At 62.3% G+C, this 18,412-nt stretch carries 17 protein-coding genes; 11 read left to right on the top strand and 6 right to left on the bottom strand.

Features of this window, described 5'->3' with window-relative positions; translation table 11 throughout:
- The first annotated feature begins 1 nt into the window (after position 1).
- Positions 2–772, top strand: a complete 771-nt coding sequence (locus H290_RS0115855; protein WP_155976869.1) for a tyrosine-protein phosphatase — start codon at positions 2–4, stop codon at positions 770–772.
- An 81-nt stretch (positions 773–853) separates the two neighbouring features.
- On the top strand, positions 854–2,314 hold the full coding sequence (locus H290_RS0115850) for an MFS transporter (protein WP_020107800.1): 1,461 nt from the start codon (positions 854–856) through the stop codon (positions 2,312–2,314).
- A gap of 47 nt (positions 2,315–2,361) precedes the next feature.
- Here H290_RS0115850 and H290_RS0115845 read toward each other — a convergent pair whose 3' ends face one another.
- A complete protein-coding gene (locus H290_RS0115845; protein WP_231373715.1) occupies positions 2,362–3,735 on the bottom strand; it encodes an ABC transporter substrate-binding protein in 1,374 nt (457 codons plus the stop codon).
- Positions 3,736–4,025: 290 nt separating this feature from the next.
- On the opposite strand from H290_RS0115845, the gene H290_RS0115840 reads away from it, so the two are divergent.
- The 7 genes from H290_RS0115840 (at position 4,026) to H290_RS0115810 (ending at position 9,711) form a co-directional block, all read left to right on the top strand.
- Complete coding sequence (locus tag H290_RS0115840) at positions 4,026–4,637, top strand: TetR/AcrR family transcriptional regulator (protein ID WP_020107798.1); 612 nt, start codon at positions 4,026–4,028, stop codon at positions 4,635–4,637.
- Between the two features lie 305 nt (positions 4,638–4,942).
- The gene (locus H290_RS0115835; protein ID WP_028463262.1) at positions 4,943–6,289 is read left to right on the top strand and encodes an SRPBCC family protein; all 1,347 of its coding nucleotides are present in this window, start codon (positions 4,943–4,945) and stop codon (positions 6,287–6,289) included.
- 35 nt (positions 6,290–6,324) lie between these two features.
- Positions 6,325–6,798 (top strand): hypothetical protein, encoded by a 474-nt coding sequence (locus tag H290_RS0115830; RefSeq protein WP_020107796.1) that lies wholly within the window; start codon positions 6,325–6,327, stop codon positions 6,796–6,798.
- Positions 6,795–8,087 carry a cytochrome P450 gene (locus H290_RS0115825; protein ID WP_020107795.1) on the top strand — a complete coding sequence of 431 codons (1,293 nt, stop codon included), beginning with the start codon at positions 6,795–6,797 and terminating at the stop codon, positions 8,085–8,087. Before H290_RS0115830 ends, H290_RS0115825 begins: the two co-directional genes overlap by 4 nt.
- On the top strand, positions 8,084–8,284 hold the full coding sequence (locus H290_RS0115820; RefSeq protein ID WP_020107794.1) for a ferredoxin: 201 nt from the start codon (positions 8,084–8,086) through the stop codon (positions 8,282–8,284). The genes H290_RS0115825 and H290_RS0115820 overlap by 4 nt, the downstream gene beginning before the upstream one ends.
- Before the next feature lie 42 nt (positions 8,285–8,326).
- Positions 8,327–9,082, top strand: coding sequence for an SDR family NAD(P)-dependent oxidoreductase (locus tag H290_RS0115815; RefSeq protein WP_020107793.1), 756 nt, complete (start codon positions 8,327–8,329; stop codon positions 9,080–9,082).
- 89 nt (positions 9,083–9,171) lie between these two features.
- Entirely contained in the window at positions 9,172–9,711 is a 540-nt protein-coding gene (locus tag H290_RS0115810; RefSeq protein WP_020107792.1) for a hypothetical protein, read from the top strand.
- A gap of 63 nt (positions 9,712–9,774) precedes the next feature.
- On the opposite strand, the gene H290_RS0115805 is transcribed toward H290_RS0115810, so the two are convergent.
- From H290_RS0115805 to H290_RS0115790, 4 genes are read right to left on the bottom strand one after another with little or no spacing between them, the layout of a single operon-like run.
- The gene (locus H290_RS0115805) at positions 9,775–11,373 is read right to left on the bottom strand and encodes an AMP-binding protein (RefSeq protein ID WP_028463261.1); all 1,599 of its coding nucleotides are present in this window, start codon (positions 11,371–11,373) and stop codon (positions 9,775–9,777) included.
- 56 nt (positions 11,374–11,429) lie between these two features.
- Complete coding sequence (locus tag H290_RS0115800; RefSeq protein ID WP_020107790.1) at positions 11,430–12,044, bottom strand: YbjN domain-containing protein; 615 nt, start codon at positions 12,042–12,044, stop codon at positions 11,430–11,432.
- The gene (gene mshA, locus H290_RS0115795; RefSeq protein WP_020107789.1) at positions 12,041–13,411 is read right to left on the bottom strand and encodes a D-inositol-3-phosphate glycosyltransferase; all 1,371 of its coding nucleotides are present in this window, start codon (positions 13,409–13,411) and stop codon (positions 12,041–12,043) included. The genes H290_RS0115800 and mshA overlap by 4 nt, the downstream gene beginning before the upstream one ends.
- Positions 13,408–14,274, bottom strand: a complete 867-nt coding sequence (locus H290_RS0115790; RefSeq protein WP_020107788.1) for an alpha/beta fold hydrolase — start codon at positions 14,272–14,274, stop codon at positions 13,408–13,410. Before H290_RS0115790 ends, mshA begins: the two co-directional genes overlap by 4 nt.
- A gap of 214 nt (positions 14,275–14,488) precedes the next feature.
- Between H290_RS0115790 and H290_RS0115785 the strand changes: the two genes are divergently transcribed.
- Both H290_RS0115785 and H290_RS0115780 read left to right on the top strand, forming a co-directional pair.
- Positions 14,489–15,472 (top strand): pirin family protein, encoded by a 984-nt coding sequence (locus tag H290_RS0115785; protein ID WP_020107787.1) that lies wholly within the window; start codon positions 14,489–14,491, stop codon positions 15,470–15,472.
- 55 nt (positions 15,473–15,527) lie between these two features.
- Entirely contained in the window at positions 15,528–16,823 is a 1,296-nt protein-coding gene (locus H290_RS0115780) for an aspartate aminotransferase family protein (protein WP_020107786.1), read from the top strand.
- A 154-nt stretch (positions 16,824–16,977) separates the two neighbouring features.
- On the opposite strand, the gene H290_RS0115775 is transcribed toward H290_RS0115780, so the two are convergent.
- Positions 16,978–18,033 (bottom strand): DUF222 domain-containing protein, encoded by a 1,056-nt coding sequence (locus H290_RS0115775; protein ID WP_020107785.1) that lies wholly within the window; start codon positions 18,031–18,033, stop codon positions 16,978–16,980.
- Between the last annotated feature and the right edge of the window lie 379 nt (positions 18,034–18,412).

Genomic DNA, 18,412 nt, shown 5'->3' with positions numbered 1-18,412 from the left:
AGTGACCATTTACACTGACGCCATGCTCCCCGGCGCCTGGAACTTCCGCGATGTATCCGACCTCAAAACCTACGAAGGGCGTTACGTCGGTGCAGGTTTGCTGTTCCGAAGCTCCGAACTCAGCGGCCTCGAGGACGCCGGGGCCCAGAAACTCTCCGAACTGGGTGTGACCGACGTATTCGACCTTCGTGATCCGACCGAGGTCGAGCGCAGCGGATCCGATCGGGTTCCGGGCGACGTCACGGTTCACTCGTTTCCCTTCGGCCTGAGCCAGGGTGGTGGCAAGGCACCGCACGAGATGACGGCCGAGGAATACGAGGCCCACCGCGGCCATTACATGCTCGACGTCTACGAGCGGATGCCGGCACTTCCGGGCGCGATGAGCGCCGTCAGATCGGCCATCGAGGTTTTGACTGATCCCGATCGGCGCCTGCTCACCCACTGTGCGGCCGGTAAAGACCGCACCGGCTGGGTGACCGCCGTCGTCCTCGATGCCCTCGGCGTGCGTCGCGACGAGATCGTCGCCGACTACCTGGCCAGCAACAACGATGTCGAAGCGCTTCGGACGCATTTGATGAAGGTCTACGGCGCAGCCGCCACGGACGGGAAACCATTCGAGATCTCGACCGACCTTCTCGGTGTCCGCGAGGAGTACCTGGACGTCTCCTACCGAGCGATGACCGACGGCTTCGGCTCGATCGCCGACTACCTGACGGCATGCCAGGTCGGCGAAGCCCAACTCGAGGTGTTGCGGGACCGCCTACTCGTCTGAGGTCCCGTTGTCGTCTGGCAGGATAATCCGGCCCGCCGCCCGACTTGTTTGTAGCCCCCACATGCATGCATGATGCAAGTAATGAAAACTTTAGAAGCCAAGCCGGTCAAACCGCGGGTACTGATCGCGGTCTTGTGCTTCGGCGGCCTGCTTGCATCGTTCATGCAGACCCTGGTGATCCCCATCGTGGGCCGACTGCCGGCGTATCTCGACACCACATCCGACAACGCCTCCTGGGTGATCACAGCCACCCTGTTGACGGCAGCTGTGGCAATGCCCATCGCCGGCCGGCTCGCCGACATGTTCGGCAAGCGCCGGATCATCCTCGCCTGCATCGGCGCGATGATCATCGGTTCGATCATCTGCGCGATGACCAGCATGGTCGTCCCGATGATCATCGGGCGCGGCACCCAGGGCCTGGCCATGGGAGTAATCCCCTGTGGCATCAGCCTGCTGCGCGACAAGCTGGATCCGGCGCGGATCCCCGGCGCCATCGCCACCATGTCCGCGACCCTCGGTGTGGGTGGCGCGATCGGTCTGCCCGTGGCGGCCTGGATCACCCAGACCTTCGACTGGCACGTGATCTTCTGGGTTGCCGCCGGACTCGCCGTGTTCACCTTCGCTCTCGTCTTCACCCTGGTCAGCGAATCCGACGCGCGTTCGCCCGGCACCTTCGACTTCGTCGGTGCTACCGGACTCACCGCGGCGCTCGTGAGCCTGTTGCTCGCGTTGTCCAAGGGGTCGACCTGGGGCTGGGCCAGTGCCCTGACCGTGGGCCTGGCCACTTTTGGACTGGTCACACTCACCGCGTGGGGCTGGTTCGAGCTCCGTATCAAGACACCGCTCGTCGACCTGCGCACCTCGCGGCAACCCGTCATCGTGCTGACCAACGCCGCGTCGGTCCTGTTCGGTTTCTCGCTGATGGCCATCGGACTGGCGGCGCCTCAGCTACTGCAGATCCCGAACATCCCTGGGGTCGTCGATTACGGGATGGGGCAGACCATCCTGGCGACCGGTCTGATCCTCGCACCCGGTGGGCTGATGATGATGTTCTTCTCGCCGGTCTCGGCGCGCATGAACATCAAGATCGGCCCCAAGATCACGCTGCTGATCGGTGGCGTGGTCATCACCCTGGGCTATGTGATGTCGGTCTTCATGATGACGGAGCCGTGGCAGATCTTCGTCTGCAACATCGTCGTCAGTATCGGTGTCGGTATCGGCTACTCGGCCATGCCGGCCCTCATCATGTCGGCCGCACCGCTGCATCAGATGGCGGCGGCCAACAGCCTCAACTCGTTGATGCGGTCGATCGGTACCGCGATCGCGTCCGCGCTTCTCGCCACAATTCTCGCCAGTTCGGTGATCGATCTCGGTGGCGGCCACCACGTCCCGACCGAATCGGCCTTCCAGCTGGTGTTCATCATCGGCAGTGGCGCGGCGCTGCTGGCAGCGCTGATCGCGCTGAGCATCCCGTACAAGTTCGTCCGTCAGAGCGCCGGCAGCGGCGTGATCGAGTCCAACACGATCGCCGCAAAGGTCTAGTCACGCCCGCTCCCGGCCTCGATGGCGAGTCGAATCGAACCGCCGGGTTACTTCACATCGTTCATGCTCTTTCCGACGTCGGCGAGGGTCATCGGGGCACCATAGTCACCGGTGTACTTGTACGGCGGGCTGTCGCAACGGTATTGACCGTTGTCGGGTCGGAAGTCGGTGTCCTCCCAGCCGTTTGAGGTCGCCTTCTGCACGTTGAAGCACGGTGATGGTGGAGCGGGCGCGGCAAGATTCTGCGGTGCCGTCAATCCACCTCCGGTCCAAGCAGTTTCAGCTTTGCCTGCGTTGTAGAGGCACGTCCGCGTCAGGTCATCACCGCAACTCGCAGCTGACTTGGCGAACAACAACCACGACGATATCGCGCGGATCGCCGGCAGTGTGATGTCGGCATCGGGAGCGTACTCGGCGTACAGCGCAGTCAGATCCTTCATCGCCGGTTCCGTGCTGCTGATGGGGCTCACCCCGCCGAGGTCGACGTAGTTGTTCTGGGAGTCGGCGGAGGTACCCAACAACTCGATGAACTGTTGTCCGTACGCATTGTTGTTCGAATCGATCCAGTCGAGCTTGTAATCCATACCGCTCAGCACACTCTCGAGTTTGGCCAGCTGCTGGAACTGGCCGTAGAAGATCAGGCCCTTGACCCCCTCGTTCTTCAGGGCCTGTGCATACGGAGTCCAATCCGAGATGCCCATCGCCGGGTACACATCGTTGTAAACAAACGTCCCGCCGGCCGCCTCGGTGGCCTCGACGGCCTGCTTACCGATGGACTTGGTCAGCGGTGAATCTCCATTGATGATTCCCACCGCATTCCGAGAGTCCGGATAGGCCTCATTCATCAGCCAACTCCGGAAGCCGAAGAACGGGTCATAGCCGGCAGTCGAGGCCGGCGAAGCAGCTATCTGCAAGTCGGAGCCCGTCGATGCCGGCTGCACCGTCTGCGCCACAAAGTTGGGCAACGTGCAACCGAGGCGTTCCTTGACACCCAGCCCGTCCAAACCACTACCACCACCGACCAGCGCGAAATCCTCACGGCACGCGGCGATCATCTGTTGACGCGTTTCCATCAGCTTCGCATCGCGGGTGTTCGCGACAATCTTGCGCCCGTTGATGCCGCCGAGTTCGTTGCACCATGAGGTGAAGACCTTCGCCGCATCGATGAACTCCGAGTTCTTGTTGAACCCCACATCAGAGAACACACCGACCCGGACCTCGCCATCCGTAACCCCTTGCGTAGGAGATCCTTTCGCATCACCCGACTGACAGACGTCGGTCAGGTCGCCAAAGGAACTCGAGGCTGATTCCGCCGATGTCGAGCCGCCGCCACCTTCGTCGCCACCTCCTCCGCGGTCACCACAGCCGGCAACAACCAGCACGATCGCCGTCAGAGCGATGAGCAAACGTTGTGGTTTCAAGTTCCTGCCCCTCTTTTCGTGGCCTCCGCCCGACATCACGGGACGGGGATATCGCTATTCTTGGCCAGATCTCATGCGAATAGCGCTCTCGCACAAGCGACTCCGTTTGGTCGTCGCATGCGCACCCGAAGGCAGGCGGTCCACCAATCCAACGATTGACATACGCAATTCGCGGCGCGCTGTGTGATCTCGCTAACTGTACAAGTTTGTACATAAAGATCAAGGGTGTACCCAAAATCGACGCCAACGTGCGCAATCGAACGATGGCAGCCATGTGCAAAGATGGGCGGATGGCCGAACGGTGGACACGTGAGCGAAGACTGGAGCACACTCGCGGACTCCTCTTGGACGCAGCGGAGGAATCATTTGCCCGCAACGGCTTTGGAGCAACGCCCCTAGAAGAGATCGCCGAGGCCGCGGGCTACACCCGCAGTGCCATCTACTCCCACTTCGGCACCAAATCCGAGTTGTTCCTGGCCGTCATCGAACGTAGCCGGGAACGTTTCCTCGGCGGATTCACCGATCTCGTCGCCTCCCTACGAAGCCTCGACGACCTAGAACTCGATGTTCTCGCGGATCGTTGGCGCGAACTGAGCATGCGGGAAGCCGGGCCTGATCGCGCCGCACTGGGATACGAGTTCACGTTGTTCCTACTGCGCAACCCGGAGGCGCGCGAGCGGGTCAGAGCCCAACGGGCCGAGGCCATTCGCCGGCTCGGCGAGTACATCACCAACGATGTGGCCCGCATCGGCGCCACCCTGACGATCCCGGCCGACGCATTGGCACACGTCATCATCGCCACCAATGATGCGGTCACCCTCAACTGCCACCTCGACGACGAAGACCTCTACAGCCCCTTCCTCCAGCTGATCGTGTCGAGCATCGTGCCACGCGAGGGCTGATCGACCGCTCGATCATGAGATCCGCCAGCGCCACCAACGGGCTTCCCGTCGGTGGTGTTTTTCTATGTTTATCGCGCTTACCTGCAGAAACAACATCTAAAGTACATCCTTGCACTTAATGTACATTGTTGTACACTAGTGGCATGGATCACAGCCCCGTCGATCCTGGGAACAGGTCACCCCTTGTTTGGCCTCGACCACTGCCCCCCGCTCCCGGTAACCAACGGCCCGCATGGTCGGCCCCGAGGGAGATCCATGGGCCCTATCGATCCGATCCTGCCGCCTACAAAGAGAGTGTGAACCCGATGGAAACAGCACGTACCGGAGAGTGGGTCGAGGAAGCCCGAGGACTCGACGAGTATCAACAACAAGGATTTCCGACGCAGATCCCGAACTCCGAATACACGTCTCACGAGTTCCAACAGCTTGAGCGAGAACGTATTTGGAACAAAGTCTGGCAGTTCGCCGGTCGCGAGAGCGAAGTCCCCGGTCCCGGCGACTGGAAGGAGTACAAGATCCTTGACCAGACCTACATCATCGTCCGGGGCAAGGACGGCACGATTCGCGGATTCGTGAACGCCTGCCGGCATCGCGGAAATGTGCTGTGCCAGGGCAGCGGTACTGCCAAACGCGGATTTCTCTGCCAATACCACTTGTGGTCGTACGATCTCGAGGGGAAATTGCTCGGAATGCTACGTGAAAAGGCGCAAGGCGATCTCGACAAGGATGATCTCTCGCTGATCCCGGTGCCAGTGGACACTTTCGGCGGCTTCATATTTCTCAATCCAGACCCAGATGCGCAACCGCTGTCCGTCTATCTCGGCGAGGATGTCAACCGACTGTTGGCGCCCTATCGACTCGAGGAAATGACCACGGTCATGAATGTCCGGGAGAACATCGCATGCAACTGGAAAGTTGTGATGGATGCCTTCGAAGAGGGATACCACATCTCGGGGATCCATCCAGAGTTGCTCAATGTGATCGCGCTGGATCCGACCACCAGCAAGTTTCAGTTCTTCGACAACCACAGTGTGGCCTGCGCGCCCTTCGATGTTGCGAACTCGCTCTCCCCCGAAGACGAGATCCTGGGCATCAAGGCGCTCCCTGAGACGTTCCCGGGCACTGCTGCGGTCATGCCACGTTTTGACGAGCTGGTGAGCGAGTACCAGACCGACGACGGACGAGTCGCGTTCCCCGACGGTGTGACCGGACGAACGATCTTGCAGCAGGCGACCCGCGACACCCTCACCGGGATGGGGCTCGATGTCAGCGGACTGACGGATGCGCAGATGAGCGACAACCACGGCTGGGTGTTGTTCCCCAACCTCTTCATGACCATCCGCGCCGGCGAGGCGCACATCGTGATGGCGGTGCCCGACCCCGATGGCGACCCCAACCGGTGCATCTGGCATGTGGCGAGCTTCATGTGGCTTCCAGAGGAATTGCGGGATGTGTACAAGGCCGACCTGGTCGAGGTCGATGAGCCGGGAAGCTACAAGTATTTCCTTGCGCTGCAACAGGATTACGAGCAGATGCCGCGCCAGCAGCGCGGGCTCCGCAACACCGGGCTCAAGTACATGTCGCTGGTGAAAGAGGAAATCGTCGTCTCGCATTTCCACCATGTCCTCAACAAGCACATCGCCGGACTGTGAACTCACACCGAAACGATCAGATGGAGAATCGACAAATGTCACTCAAGCCGCTCGACGAAGTTCTCGACAACTACACCGGACTTTCGCGAAAAGCTCTGCAATACGGCCTCGTCACAAAGAGCATTGTGGAAGGGCCTGCCAAGGCGCCCGGGTTTTCGGCCGCAAGTTGGGCTCCCTTGGCAGAACTGATCGCTGTTGAAGAATTCGAGCGCATCGGCAATTTCAAAGAGGTCATGAACTGGTCGGAGTACGTCGGATTCCTCACCGCATGGGCGAGTTCGGCAACGTGGGACTGCTCGTTCAAAAGGGTCACCGAGGGTGGCAATACGGTATTTCTCGAACTCGAGGAGCGCAGCACCGTCGGAGACTTCAACAGCGTGGTCAATTCGGTATCGGTGTACGAATTCACCGAAGCCGGCAAGGTACGCCATGTCGACGTGTACCTGCAGATGGCCATGCCGGAGGGGGACATGTTCGGTAGCTATGAGGGAGTGACGATCTCAGGATGAGTGCACCAGAGAAGGTGAACGTCGACGAGGTCGACTTCTTCATCGACAACGACGTGCTCGCCGACCCCTACGAGTACCTCGCCACGCTACGCGGTGAATGCCCGGTCCGGCGCGAAAGCCACCATGATGTCGTGATGATCACGGGATACGATGAGGCCCTTGCGATCTACAACGATCCAGCGAAGTTCTCATCGTGTATTTCGGTGGGAGGTCCATTCCCCGGGTTCCCTGTCCCTCTCGAGGGCGACGACATCTCCGAGCTGATCGAGCAGCATCGCAGTGAACTGATCATGAATGATCAACTGCCGACGATGGATCCACCGATGCACACCGCTCACAGAGCACTGTTGTTGCGGATGATCACGCCCAAGCGCCTGAAAGACAATGAGACATTCATGTGGCGTCTGGCCGATCAGCAGCTCGACGCGATACTGACCGGCGATCGGTGCGAGTTCAACGGCGAGTTCGCGACACCCTTTGCCATGCTGGTCATCGCCGACCTCCTCGGCGTGCCGGAGTCGTCACATGAGGAGTTCCGCACCGCGCTGTTGAGCGGCACCGATATCGGCAGTAGCAGTGGTGCGGCGATGGACCATTCACCCCTGGGATATCTCTATGCGAAGTTCGCCGAGTACATCGAGGATCGCCGGCGCACCCCGCGTGGTGACGTCCTGACGGGTGTCGCTTCGGCAACCTTTCCGGATGGGAGTATCCCGGCGGTGTCGGACGCAGTTGCGGTGGCCGCGAATCTGTTTGCGGCCGGTCAGGAAACAACGGTTCGGCTCCTGAGTTTTGCGGTGAAACACATCGCAGAGGACCCCGAACTCCAGGCTAGACTTCGCGCCGATCGAAGCCTGCTCCCGGCATTCATCGAGGAGACCCTTCGTTTCGAGAGTCCCGTGCGTGGCGACTTCCGGCTCTCCAAGGTCCCGGTCACAGTCGGTGATGTGGATCTGCCGGCCGGGACGACGGTGATGCTGATCAATGCCGCGCTCAATCGGGATCCGCGAAAGTTTGCCGAACCCGATGTTTTTGACATCGATAGGCCGAACGCCAGGAGTCACGTGGCATTCGGCCGAGGTGTGCACAGCTGCCCCGGCGCGCCCCTGGCGCGAGCCGAAGCCCTGATCAGCCTGCAACTGCTCCTGGATCGAACCACTGACATCTGGATCGACGAGCAGAAGCACGGTCCGGTCGACAACCGGCGATACCAATACCTGCCGACCTTCGTCTTACGGGGGCTGACGAAGCTGCACATCGGATTCAGTTTGTCGGGGAGCGATGGGTGAGTCTGTTCGTCGACCCCGATCGCTGCGCCGGACACGGGGCCTGCGTCGCAACCTGCCCGGCGGTATTCGGGTTCACCGACGACGGATTTGCCGAAGTGCTGGTGGCCACCGTTCCCGACGACCTCGCCGGATTTGTCGACCAATCCATCCGTCACTGCCCCGAACAGGCCATCCGCACCGCGGATCCCGCGGAATAGCGGCCAGTACCAACCTATCCACTCCTGTGAGAGGACACCGTCATGCCCTTTGAGAAAACAACCGCGGTTGTCACCGGTGGCGCGTCAGGACTCGGCCTGGCCATCGCCGAAGGACTGATCGCACGTGGCACTCAGGTCGCCATCTTCGACATCCATGCCGAACAGCTCGAACTCGAGGTGAAACGATTGCGGGCCGATGGCGCAGTGGTCAACGGCTACGTGGTCGACGTCTCCGATCGTGCACAGGTCCGAAGTGCAATGGCGCACGTGCGATTCGACTTCGGCCCGGTGCTCATCCTGATCAACAACGCCGGAATTGAGCAGTTCGGAAAGTTCGATGAGATCTCGGACGAGTTCTGGGATCGCGTCATGGCGATCAACCTCCGTGGGCCGTTCATCTGCACGCAGGAAGCATTGCCGGACATGAAGGCCGCACAGTGGGGCCGGATCGTCAACATATCGTCGTCGAGTGCGCAGGGCGGGCAGTCCCAGATGGCGGCCTACGTTAGCTCGAAGTCCGGATTGATCGGCCTCACAAAGAGTTTGGCTCTCGAGCTCGGCCGGTACGGGATCACCGTCAACACTGTTCCGCCGGGAATGGTGGTGACCCCCTTGCTGGAGAAGGCCATCGCCGAGGGTCGTTTCACCGCTTCCCTTGAACACTTCGCCAAGATCACCCCGGTCAAACGAGCCGGCCGTCCCGAGGACATCGCCAACGCGACGGTCTTCCTGTGCCAGGACGAATCCTCGTACATCACAGGGCAAGTCATCGGCGTCAACGGTGGACGCCGGACCTGACGGACCAATTAAACAGAAAGGTGATCAAACACCAGCGCGTTCAGCACCTTGTAGATGAGAGACCAAGTCCCACGAAGGAGACCACTCGCATGAATCTCGAAGAACGCATTGCCCATCACCGCCAGATGGCCGAAAGCTACCGGAACGCATACCTGCGTCAAGGGGTGAAGGACGGCGAACAATACACCGATGACGAAGGGCATGAGGCGTGGAAGTTCGCGGCCGATGCCGTGTATATGTCGCCGTACTTCACCGGCGATCAAGAGTTCCTGATGAGCGATTTCCCCACCGACACAGCTAATTCCGCGACGCTGGAAGCGAAAGTGTATTCGCTGACCTTTCCCGACTGGAAGCCAGAGAGTTTCAAGTACTGGTCCGCAGGTGATGGTTTCGTGATGATGACCCGATGGCAGGGCCACACCGTCGACGGCACGGGGATGGGTTTCTACTCGTACAGCTTCGTCAACACGAATGAGGACGGCGACGTCACCCGTTGGGAAACCCACTGCAACGACGAATACAGTCGCTTTCTCGAGGTCGCGATCGGCGTGAGCGGGCCCTTCCAGGGCACTACCGAGTACCTCGATGCCCTCCACCGGCGCCTGGACAAGGCGAGCGTCACCGCCTGATCACACCCGCACCACCAACCGTCAGCGTCGTGACGGTTGGTGGTGCGGTGCGAGGCGAGAGGACTACTTACGCAGATCCTTGCGCAGGATCTTCCCGGCAGCACTCTTCGGGATCGCTTCGATGAACTCGACCGCACGGACCTTCTTGTGCGGGGACACCTGCGAAGCGACGAACTCGATGACCTGTTCACCGGTGAGGTCGCTGCCCTCGCGCTTGACGACAAACGCCTTGGGGATCTCCTCGCCGGTCTCCTCTTCGATGACACCGACGACGGCGACGTCGTCGACGTCGGCGTGTGTCAGCAGCAGCGCCTCGAGTTCGGCGGGCGGCACCTGATAGCCCTTGTACTTGATCAGTTCCTTGAGCCGGTCGACGATGTACACGAATCCATGTGAGTCGACGGTCGCCATATCACCGGTGTGCAAGAACCCGTCGGCGTCGATGGTCTCCGCGGTCGCGGCGTCGTTGTTCAGATATCCGACCATCACGTTGGGACCGGACACCCACAGTTCACCCGCTTCGCTCATACCCTCGGCGGGGATCTCGATGTCCTCACCCGTCACCGGGTCGACGATCTTGTTGACCGTGTTGGGAATGGGCCATCCACAAGAGTTGAGCGGCGCCTGCGGACCCCCACGGTTGTCGACCGGGATGACATGGCTGACCGGGCTGAGCTCACTCATGCCGTAGCCCTGGATCACCTGCGTGCCAAGACGTTTCGCGACGGCGTTTCCGAGCTGCTCGTCCAGCGGCGCCGCACCCGACATGATGGTGTTGACCGATGAGAGGTCGTATTCGTCGACCATCGGATGCTTGGCCAAAGCCACAGCCACCGGCGGCGCGATGAAGATATAGCTGCACTTGTAGTTCTGAATCGACGACAGGAACTGCTCGAGGTCGAAGCGGGGCATCACGACAAGCTTTGCCCGGTTTAGCAGAGCGGCGTTGAGCAGCACCGTCATTCCGTAGATGTGGAAGAACGGGAGCACCGCGAGAATCGCATCGCTGGCCTTCATCTCGAGCAACGGCCTGATCTGCGCGATGTTCGCCGCGAGGTTGCGATGCGTGAGCATCACACCCTTCGGGTTGCCCGTCGTGCCGGAACTGTACGGCAGCACCGCGAGATGGGTCGCCGGATCAAAGCTGACATCCGGGGCCGGGAGACCGGCGGCCAGCAGGTCGATCGCGTTGGGGTTGGGGCCGGCCTTCTCACCGGGCCCGTTGAGGATGATCACCGCGCTCTCGGGGATGCCGACCTCGGCGGCGGCAATCTTTGCCTGCTCTTCGAGTTGCGTGATGGTGACAATCATTTTCGCGCCGGAATCGGTCAGCTGCTTCGCGATGTCCTTGGCCGTGAACAGCGCGTTGATGGTGGTCGCGGTCGCACCGGCACGCAGGATGCCGTGGAACACAAAGGCAAACGCCGACGTGTTGGCCGAGAGCAGCCCCACAACATCGCCGACACCGATTCCGCGGGCAGCCAGGGCACCGGCGAAACCGTCGATGCGGGCGATCAATTCGCGGTAGGTGGTGCCCTCGGTGGCACCGGCATCGATTGCGGCAACCCGATCGAGGTCCTCTTCGCTGATCGATCCGAACAGCGTGTCGTAGACAGACGTATCTGAGATCTCGACAGGCGGGTAAGGGCTTTTGAAACTCATGTGTGCGACCTCCACAGTGTGTTACCTGGCGGTGAACAACCTACCAATGATTCGACTCAGCCCTCGATGGATCCAAATAGTTCGCGATCGGTCGGTTCAGCGATATTCGCCAGTTCGCCACCCTGACTGTCACCGGCCGCGCCATCGCCGGACAGGTCTTCCTCGCGGATGAGATGTTCAAAAACCTTCAGATTGTTCAGCGATTCGCCCCGCGACACCCGCCAGGCCCACTCGCGCCGGATCGAGGTTGCGAACCCGATCTCCAACAGCACATTGAAGTCACCGTCCGCGGCTTCGAGCGCCTGACCGAGCAACCGGTCCAGTTCGTCCGCGTTGATCGATTCGGCCGAATGCCTACCGACGAGATAGATGTCGCCGGAATTGTCCAAGGTGTATGCCATCCCGTACAGGCGGCGATTGCGTTTGAGGATCCACCGGTAGACGCCCTCGTGGTTTTCGTCGGGCTGGCGGCAGACGAACGCCTCCAACCGGAGCCCGTGTGTCCCGGCCGTCAGCAGCACCCCGGTCTTGAGCTTCTTCTCCCCCGGCAGTTCGACCACAAAATGCTCGACGTCGCTGCCGCCGGAATCCTTACGGCCATACGTGAACTCGCGACTGCTCAGGAACTCGTCAACCACAACACCCAGGTGGGAAACAGCTTCGGTGGTCACGCACGTACTCCATTTCGTCGTCCGGCAAAACGTCTGGCGATCCGGGACAGTGGCCTGGTGTCGGCTTCTGCCACGTCTGGGTGTGGTGTCAACGGGTAATGCCCGTGGAAGGTCCCGATGGCCCGGCTGTAGCTGTCGAGCAACTGGTCCGCGGTGTGGTCCCAGGAGAAGTCGCGGGCATGGATCCGCGCGGCCGCGCCCATCGTGGCCAACAGGTCCGGATCATCGAGCAGACGCCCGAGTTCGGCGCTCCAGTGATCGACGTCGTGACCGGACACCAGAACTCCGGTGACACCGTTGTCCACCGCCACCCCCAGACCACCGACGTCGGCGGCGATCACCGGCACACCGACCGCCTGCGCCTCGATCGCGACGAGACCGAAGCTCTCCGAATAGCTCGGCACCGCAACCAGATCCGATGCGCGGTACACCCCGGCGAGTCGCTCAGGCGATTGCGGCGGAATGAAGGTCACCGATGATTCCACACCCAGGTCGCGGGCCAATTCGATGAGCGAGGTCGGGCGCTCGAGGCCCGAACCCGACGGACCCCCGGCGATCAGGACACGGAGTTTGCGGCCGCCGGTCAGTCCGCGACGGATCAGTGGCGCGGCCGCCCGCACCAGGATGTCCGGCGCCTTGAGAGGCTGGATGCGACCGACGAAGGTCACGACCACCTCGTCGGGATCGATGCCGAGCGACAACCTCGCCTCGGTCCGCGATCCCGGGGTGTAGCAGTCCAGATCCGCGCCCGGCGTCACCACATCGATGCGCGAGCGGTCCGCGTGATGGATCGAAACAAGTTGCTGCGCTTCGGTTTCGGTGTTGACGATCAGGCGGTCGGCTTCGTCGACCACCTGCTGCTCACCGATCTGACGCATCGGGGGCTCGGGTGTGTCCCCCTCGGCGAGCGCGGCGTTCTTCACCGCGGCCAGGGTGTGCGCGGTGTGTACCAGCGGCACCGCCCACCGGTCGCGGGCCAGCCAGCCCACCTGCCCGGACAACCAGTAGTGCGAATGCACCAGGTCGTAGTACCCGGCGGGGCGGCCGGCCTCGGCTCGCAGCACCCCGGCTGTGAATGCACACAGCTGAGTGGGTAGATCCCGCTTGTCGAGCCCTTCGAACGGCCCGGCCACCACGTTGCGGACGGTCACGCCGGGTGCGGCCGTGAGCATCGGCTCATCGGTCGATGATGTTGCACGCGTGAATATCTCGACCTCGACACCGCGTTGCGCGAGGCGTTTGGCCGTCTGCCAGACGTAGACGTTCATCCCACCGGCGTCGCCGACCCCCGGCTGGGCCAGCGGCGAGGTGTGCACCGAGATCAGTGCCACCCGGTGCGGGACGGGTAAGTCGTTGGCCGCGTTCACCGTAACGCTCCTGCGGTGGCGCTCACGAACTCGCGCACCTGGGCGGCGAACCGGGGCGGGTCTTCGACAAAGGGTGCGTGGCCGGCGCCATCCCAGTATCGGGTGAGGGCGTTCGGGACCAGCGTCTCGACGTGCTGCGCGCAGGAGATGTCGACCACCGTGTCCGAGGTTCCGTGGATGACCATCACCGCACCACCGAACCCGGCGAACAGGTCGTCGTAGGAGGCGGTGCGTCTGAACAGTCCGGCCCGGACCGCGGGCGGGACGGTCAGTGACGTTCCGAGGAATTGCTGCGCGAGGGGCCCCTGTTGCGCCGGGACCAACGCGTCGGCAAACGACTGCAGTGCCGCAGTGGCGACGGCGGGATCGTCGGAATAGGCGGCGGGCAGTGCCGCCCGCATGGCCGGCCCGACCCGGCCACCGGCCTCACCACGTCCCATCGAGGTGATCGCATCGACCAGGATCAGCCCGGCCAGATTCCCCGCAGCCGGCGAGGCGCCTTCTGCGCGGTACTTCAGGTAATCACCGATCACCAGTCCGCCATACGACCAGCCGAGCAGGAAGACCGGCTGTTCTCCGGTGACCTCGGCCGACAGCACCGCGGCGATGTCGCCACCGAAGTCGCCGCCGGTCAGGTGACCTTCGGGCGGCACCGAGGAATCTCCGTGACCACGCAGGTCGATCGCGATGACGCGGAAGTCTTTGGACAGTTCGTCGACCAGCACATCGCCCCACGATCGCGACGATTGCGCCCAACCGTGGATCAGCACGACAACCGGGGAATTGTCACCGGGAGACTCAGTCGTGCGGTAGCTGATCTGGGTGCCGTCGCCTGCAAGGACGTGGCCCGTGGAAGTACCCATGGGTCCACACTAATCGTGCGGTCCTACCGGGTTCCGCCCGCCGACTCGCTCGCGGGCCTGCCCGCCACTCCCACCGGCACGTTCGGCCATCAGGGATTTGAAAGTGAACAACCGGTGGGACAATGACTCACGCGGAACTTCACCTTCGGGAATTATTCGGACCGCGGTCCGGTTATGTCAATTGTATCGCCCACCAGCTTCGAAGGAGCCAGTCATGACAGCCGTGACCGCAGATACCTTGACCCTGCCCCGCATCGCCGGACCCACCGCCACCGACACCGAACGTCCGGTTCGGTCGGTGACCACCGGACCCCGTGGATACGAGGGCGAGGGCTTCCCGGTTGTCCGGGCGTTTGCCGGCGCAACCAAGGCCGACCTCGATCCGTTTGTCCACATGGACCAGATGGGCGAAGTCGAGTACCAGCCCGGTGAGCCGCGCGGAACCAACTGGCACCCTCACCGCGGGTTCGAAACCGTCACCTACATGATCGACGGACGCTTCCAGCATCAGGATTCGCATGGCGGAGGCGGCCTGATCTCCGACGGCGCCACCCAGTGGATGACCGCCGGATCGGGCATCCTGCACATCGAGACCCCGCCGGCCGAGCTGGTCGAGAGCGGCGGCTTGTTCCACGGCGTCCAGCTGTGGGTGAATCTGCCCGCTGCCGAGAAGATGACCGACCCGGCCTACCAGTCGATCGAGGGCACCGAGGCCACACTGCTCAGTTCCTCGGACGGCGGCGCGCTGGTGCGCATCATCGCGGGTGACATCGACGGGCATGCCGGCCCCGGGTCGACACGCACCCCGATCACCCTGGCGCACGCCACCCTCCAACCGGGTGCCGAGCTCGACCTGCCGTGGAACCGCGACTTCAACGCGCTGGTGTACGTGTTGTCCGGGCGCGGCACCGTCGGCCCGGTCGACAACCCGATTCAGCAAGGCCAACTGGCCGTCCTCGGACCCGGCGACCGGATCTCGCTCTCCGCAGCGGCACATCAGGATTCGAACCGGCCCGCATTCGAGGTGTTGCTCCTCGGCGGACGGCCGATCCGTGAACCGGTGTTCCAGTACGGGCCGTTCGTGATGAACACCAAGGCGCAGCTGATCGAGGCGATGGACGACTTCAACGCCGGCAAGTTCGGTCAGATACCACCCGGCGCCCTGATGCCCCACACGTCGGTAACCCAACAGAACTGAGACCTTGATGAGATCGTGGAACCAACCAGTTCCACGATCTCTGGGAGGCAATCAAGTGCACGACGCCGCGTTCTGGCCCACCGTCGACAAGCATCTGATCCGCTACGGCGGGGCGTTCACACCCCGGATCATCGAGCGGGCCAGTGGCAGCTACGTCTACGACAGCGATGGCAACGCCATCCTCGACTTCACCTCCGGGCAGATGAGTTCCGTTCTGGGACATTGCCACCCGGAGGTCGCAGCCACTGTTGCCGCGTCGATGACCGGCCTCGATCACCTGTTCAGCGGAATGCTCAGCCGTCCGGTGGTCGAGTTCGCCCGGGCGCTGTCGGACACTCTGCCCAGCGGCCTGGACAAGGTGATGCTCCTGTCCACCGGCGCAGAGTCGAACGAGGCGGCACTGAAGATCGCCAAGCTCTACACCGGCAAGTACGAGATCGTCTCGTTCGACCGGTCTTGGCACGGGATGACCTCCGGCGCGGCCGCGGCCACCTACTCGGCCGGCCGCAAAGGCTATGGCCCGTCGATACCCGGCAACTTCACCCTGCCGACCCCCAACGCCTACCGCTCCATCTTCCGCACGGAATCGGGCGAGCACGACTGGCGGACCGAACTCGACTACGGCTTCGACCTCATCGACCAGCAGTCCACCGGTAGCCTCGCCGCCTGCATCGTCGAGCCGATCGTCTCCTCCGGCGGGCTCATCGATCTACCCGTCGGCTATCTCACCGCGCTGAAGGCCAAGTGCCTCGAACGGGACATGCTCCTCATTGCCGACGAGGCACAGACCGGGCTCGGTCGCACCGGCACGATGTACGCCTTCGAGCGAGACGGCGCCGTGCCCGACATCCTGACCCTGTCGAAGACTCTCGGCGCCGGATTACCCGTGGCAGCTGTGGTCACGTCCGAGAGGATCGAATCCCGTTGCCACGAACGCGGATTCCTCTTCTTCACCACCCACGTGTCAGATCCACTGGCTGCCGCCGTCGCCGGTACCGTCCTGAACATCGTGCTCCGCGATGATCTGGTCTCGCGGGCCTCCGCCGCCGGCAAGCGCCTGCGTGACCACCTCCTCGAACTGCAGTCGCGACACGAGGTCATCGGCGACGTCCGCGGCCGCGGCCTGTTCTGCGGCATCGAACTGGTCGCCGACCGTGCCACCAAAGCACCTGCCGACCAACTCGGCCAGGCCGTCACCGACGCCTGCCTGTCACACGGCTTGCACATGAACATCGTGCAGCTTCCCGGCATGGGTGGGATCTTCCGGCTCGCTCCGCCACTGACCATCAGCGACGCCGACCTCGACCGCGGAATGGACATCCTCGACACCGCCTTGACGGAGACCACGTAGCCCGCACGAGCATCACCCTGAAGTCCAGGTACCGGCCGACTCACACTATTAAGTTCTCAAAGGTCTTGCAGTACACAGCATTTGCTGTGTTGCTTGGGGTAACTTGGAATATGTCGTCGTAGTTTTCTGGTCTTGCGGTTCCGGCTTCGCCTGGTTATGCGGCGGCGAGGTCGGAAGTCATGGTCCTGCGGGCGTGAGACCGCACAGGTGTTTGCATTGCGTCGTCAGGATTGATGAACCAGGGATGTCCATCGAGACCGACCATGTTGTTGTCGACCAAGATCTTCGTGATCACCGAATCGCAGGCCACCATCTGCGCGGTCGATGCGGAGGCCGGGCCGGTCCATTCAAACGAGGCAGCCAACGCCGGCGGCGTGACGCCGCTCAGGCCGCGTAGCTGGAAGGCCTGCAGGCCCTCAGGTGAAAGCGTCATGACCACATGCGGTTTCGCGCCACCACGCGTGGGTCGGTCTTCCTGATCGAGATAGGAATCCAATAGTTGCTCGAGCGCGTCGGCGCGAACCTGCGCATTGGAACGACGATCCGGAGACCCATCAGGTTCAGGCACCGGCTTCGACAACGGATCGAGCGCCACCCGCAGTTTCTCACCCAGCAAGTTGTCCAGATCCAACGTGCCGTGACTGCGTCCGTCGTCACCGGTCCCGAGAGAGAACTCGTTGAGCTCGTGGTTCTCGGCGTCGGGTATCGGCTTGTCCGGCGGCGACAACACCAGTGCCATATGCCGTGCCCGAGCAGATACCGAGGATGGCGTGGCTGTCAATGCTTCCGCCAATAGGCCGCGCACACAGTCCGTACGGTCATCCTCTGGCAGATCCGGATTGCGCCGCGCTATGTGGTTGAGGCCCTTCACAATCGAATCCATATGTTCGCCTGACAAAGCACCGTCGACCGCGTACGACGCGACGGACGGAATATCGTCCAGCGCGGTACCGACCCGCACGTAGCGGTGCGCCACCGCCGGCGCCATCCCCGCCTGCCGCAGCAACGTCACCATTGATCTCTCGCCCGATTTCTTGGCGATTCCACGTGTCTCAGCTTCGCCGACCAGCCGGAAAAGTATCTGTTCCACAACATGATTGAGACGAAGTACCATCACAACCCGCGACGACAACTCAGCGTCATCACCCGCGACCAGAGCCGCATCCCCGACCAGATCAGAAAGTCTGGCGAACATTCCCCCGAAGTCCATGACTCCAAGGTACCCGCAAATCCTGATCCGCACAAGTGTTCGAGAGGGCTGTTTCTGTTGTGCTGCAATCCTTTTCACCAGAAGGAGGGAGGCAAACCACTCAGGCTACCAAGGCGGTCCGACAAGGGAACTAATCACGGGTGAAGACCTACCGCGACTCTCGATGCGGCCCCGGGGGGTTGCTGCTGACCGCGTGTGTGGGACTGAACGTGATGCTCTTCAGCACGGGCGGGTGGTGTCCGGCGAGTTTGATCATGCACTGCCTGGGACTGCCCCGACGGTGCGAATTGCGCTGACCACGCGAACTGCGTTGACCGCAGCTGGGGCCGCCAAATAGGCAACCTGTCAATTGATGGTTGACACAAGTCGACTTATGTCT

Origin of the sequence: Nocardia sp. 348MFTsu5.1 (genome assembly GCF_000383535.1) — a bacterium.
Taxonomy (GTDB): domain Bacteria; phylum Actinomycetota; class Actinomycetes; order Mycobacteriales; family Mycobacteriaceae; genus Williamsia; species Williamsia faeni.
Note: the sequence above shows the minus strand (reverse complement) of the source record. Positions and strands in the feature narration are given on the sequence as shown.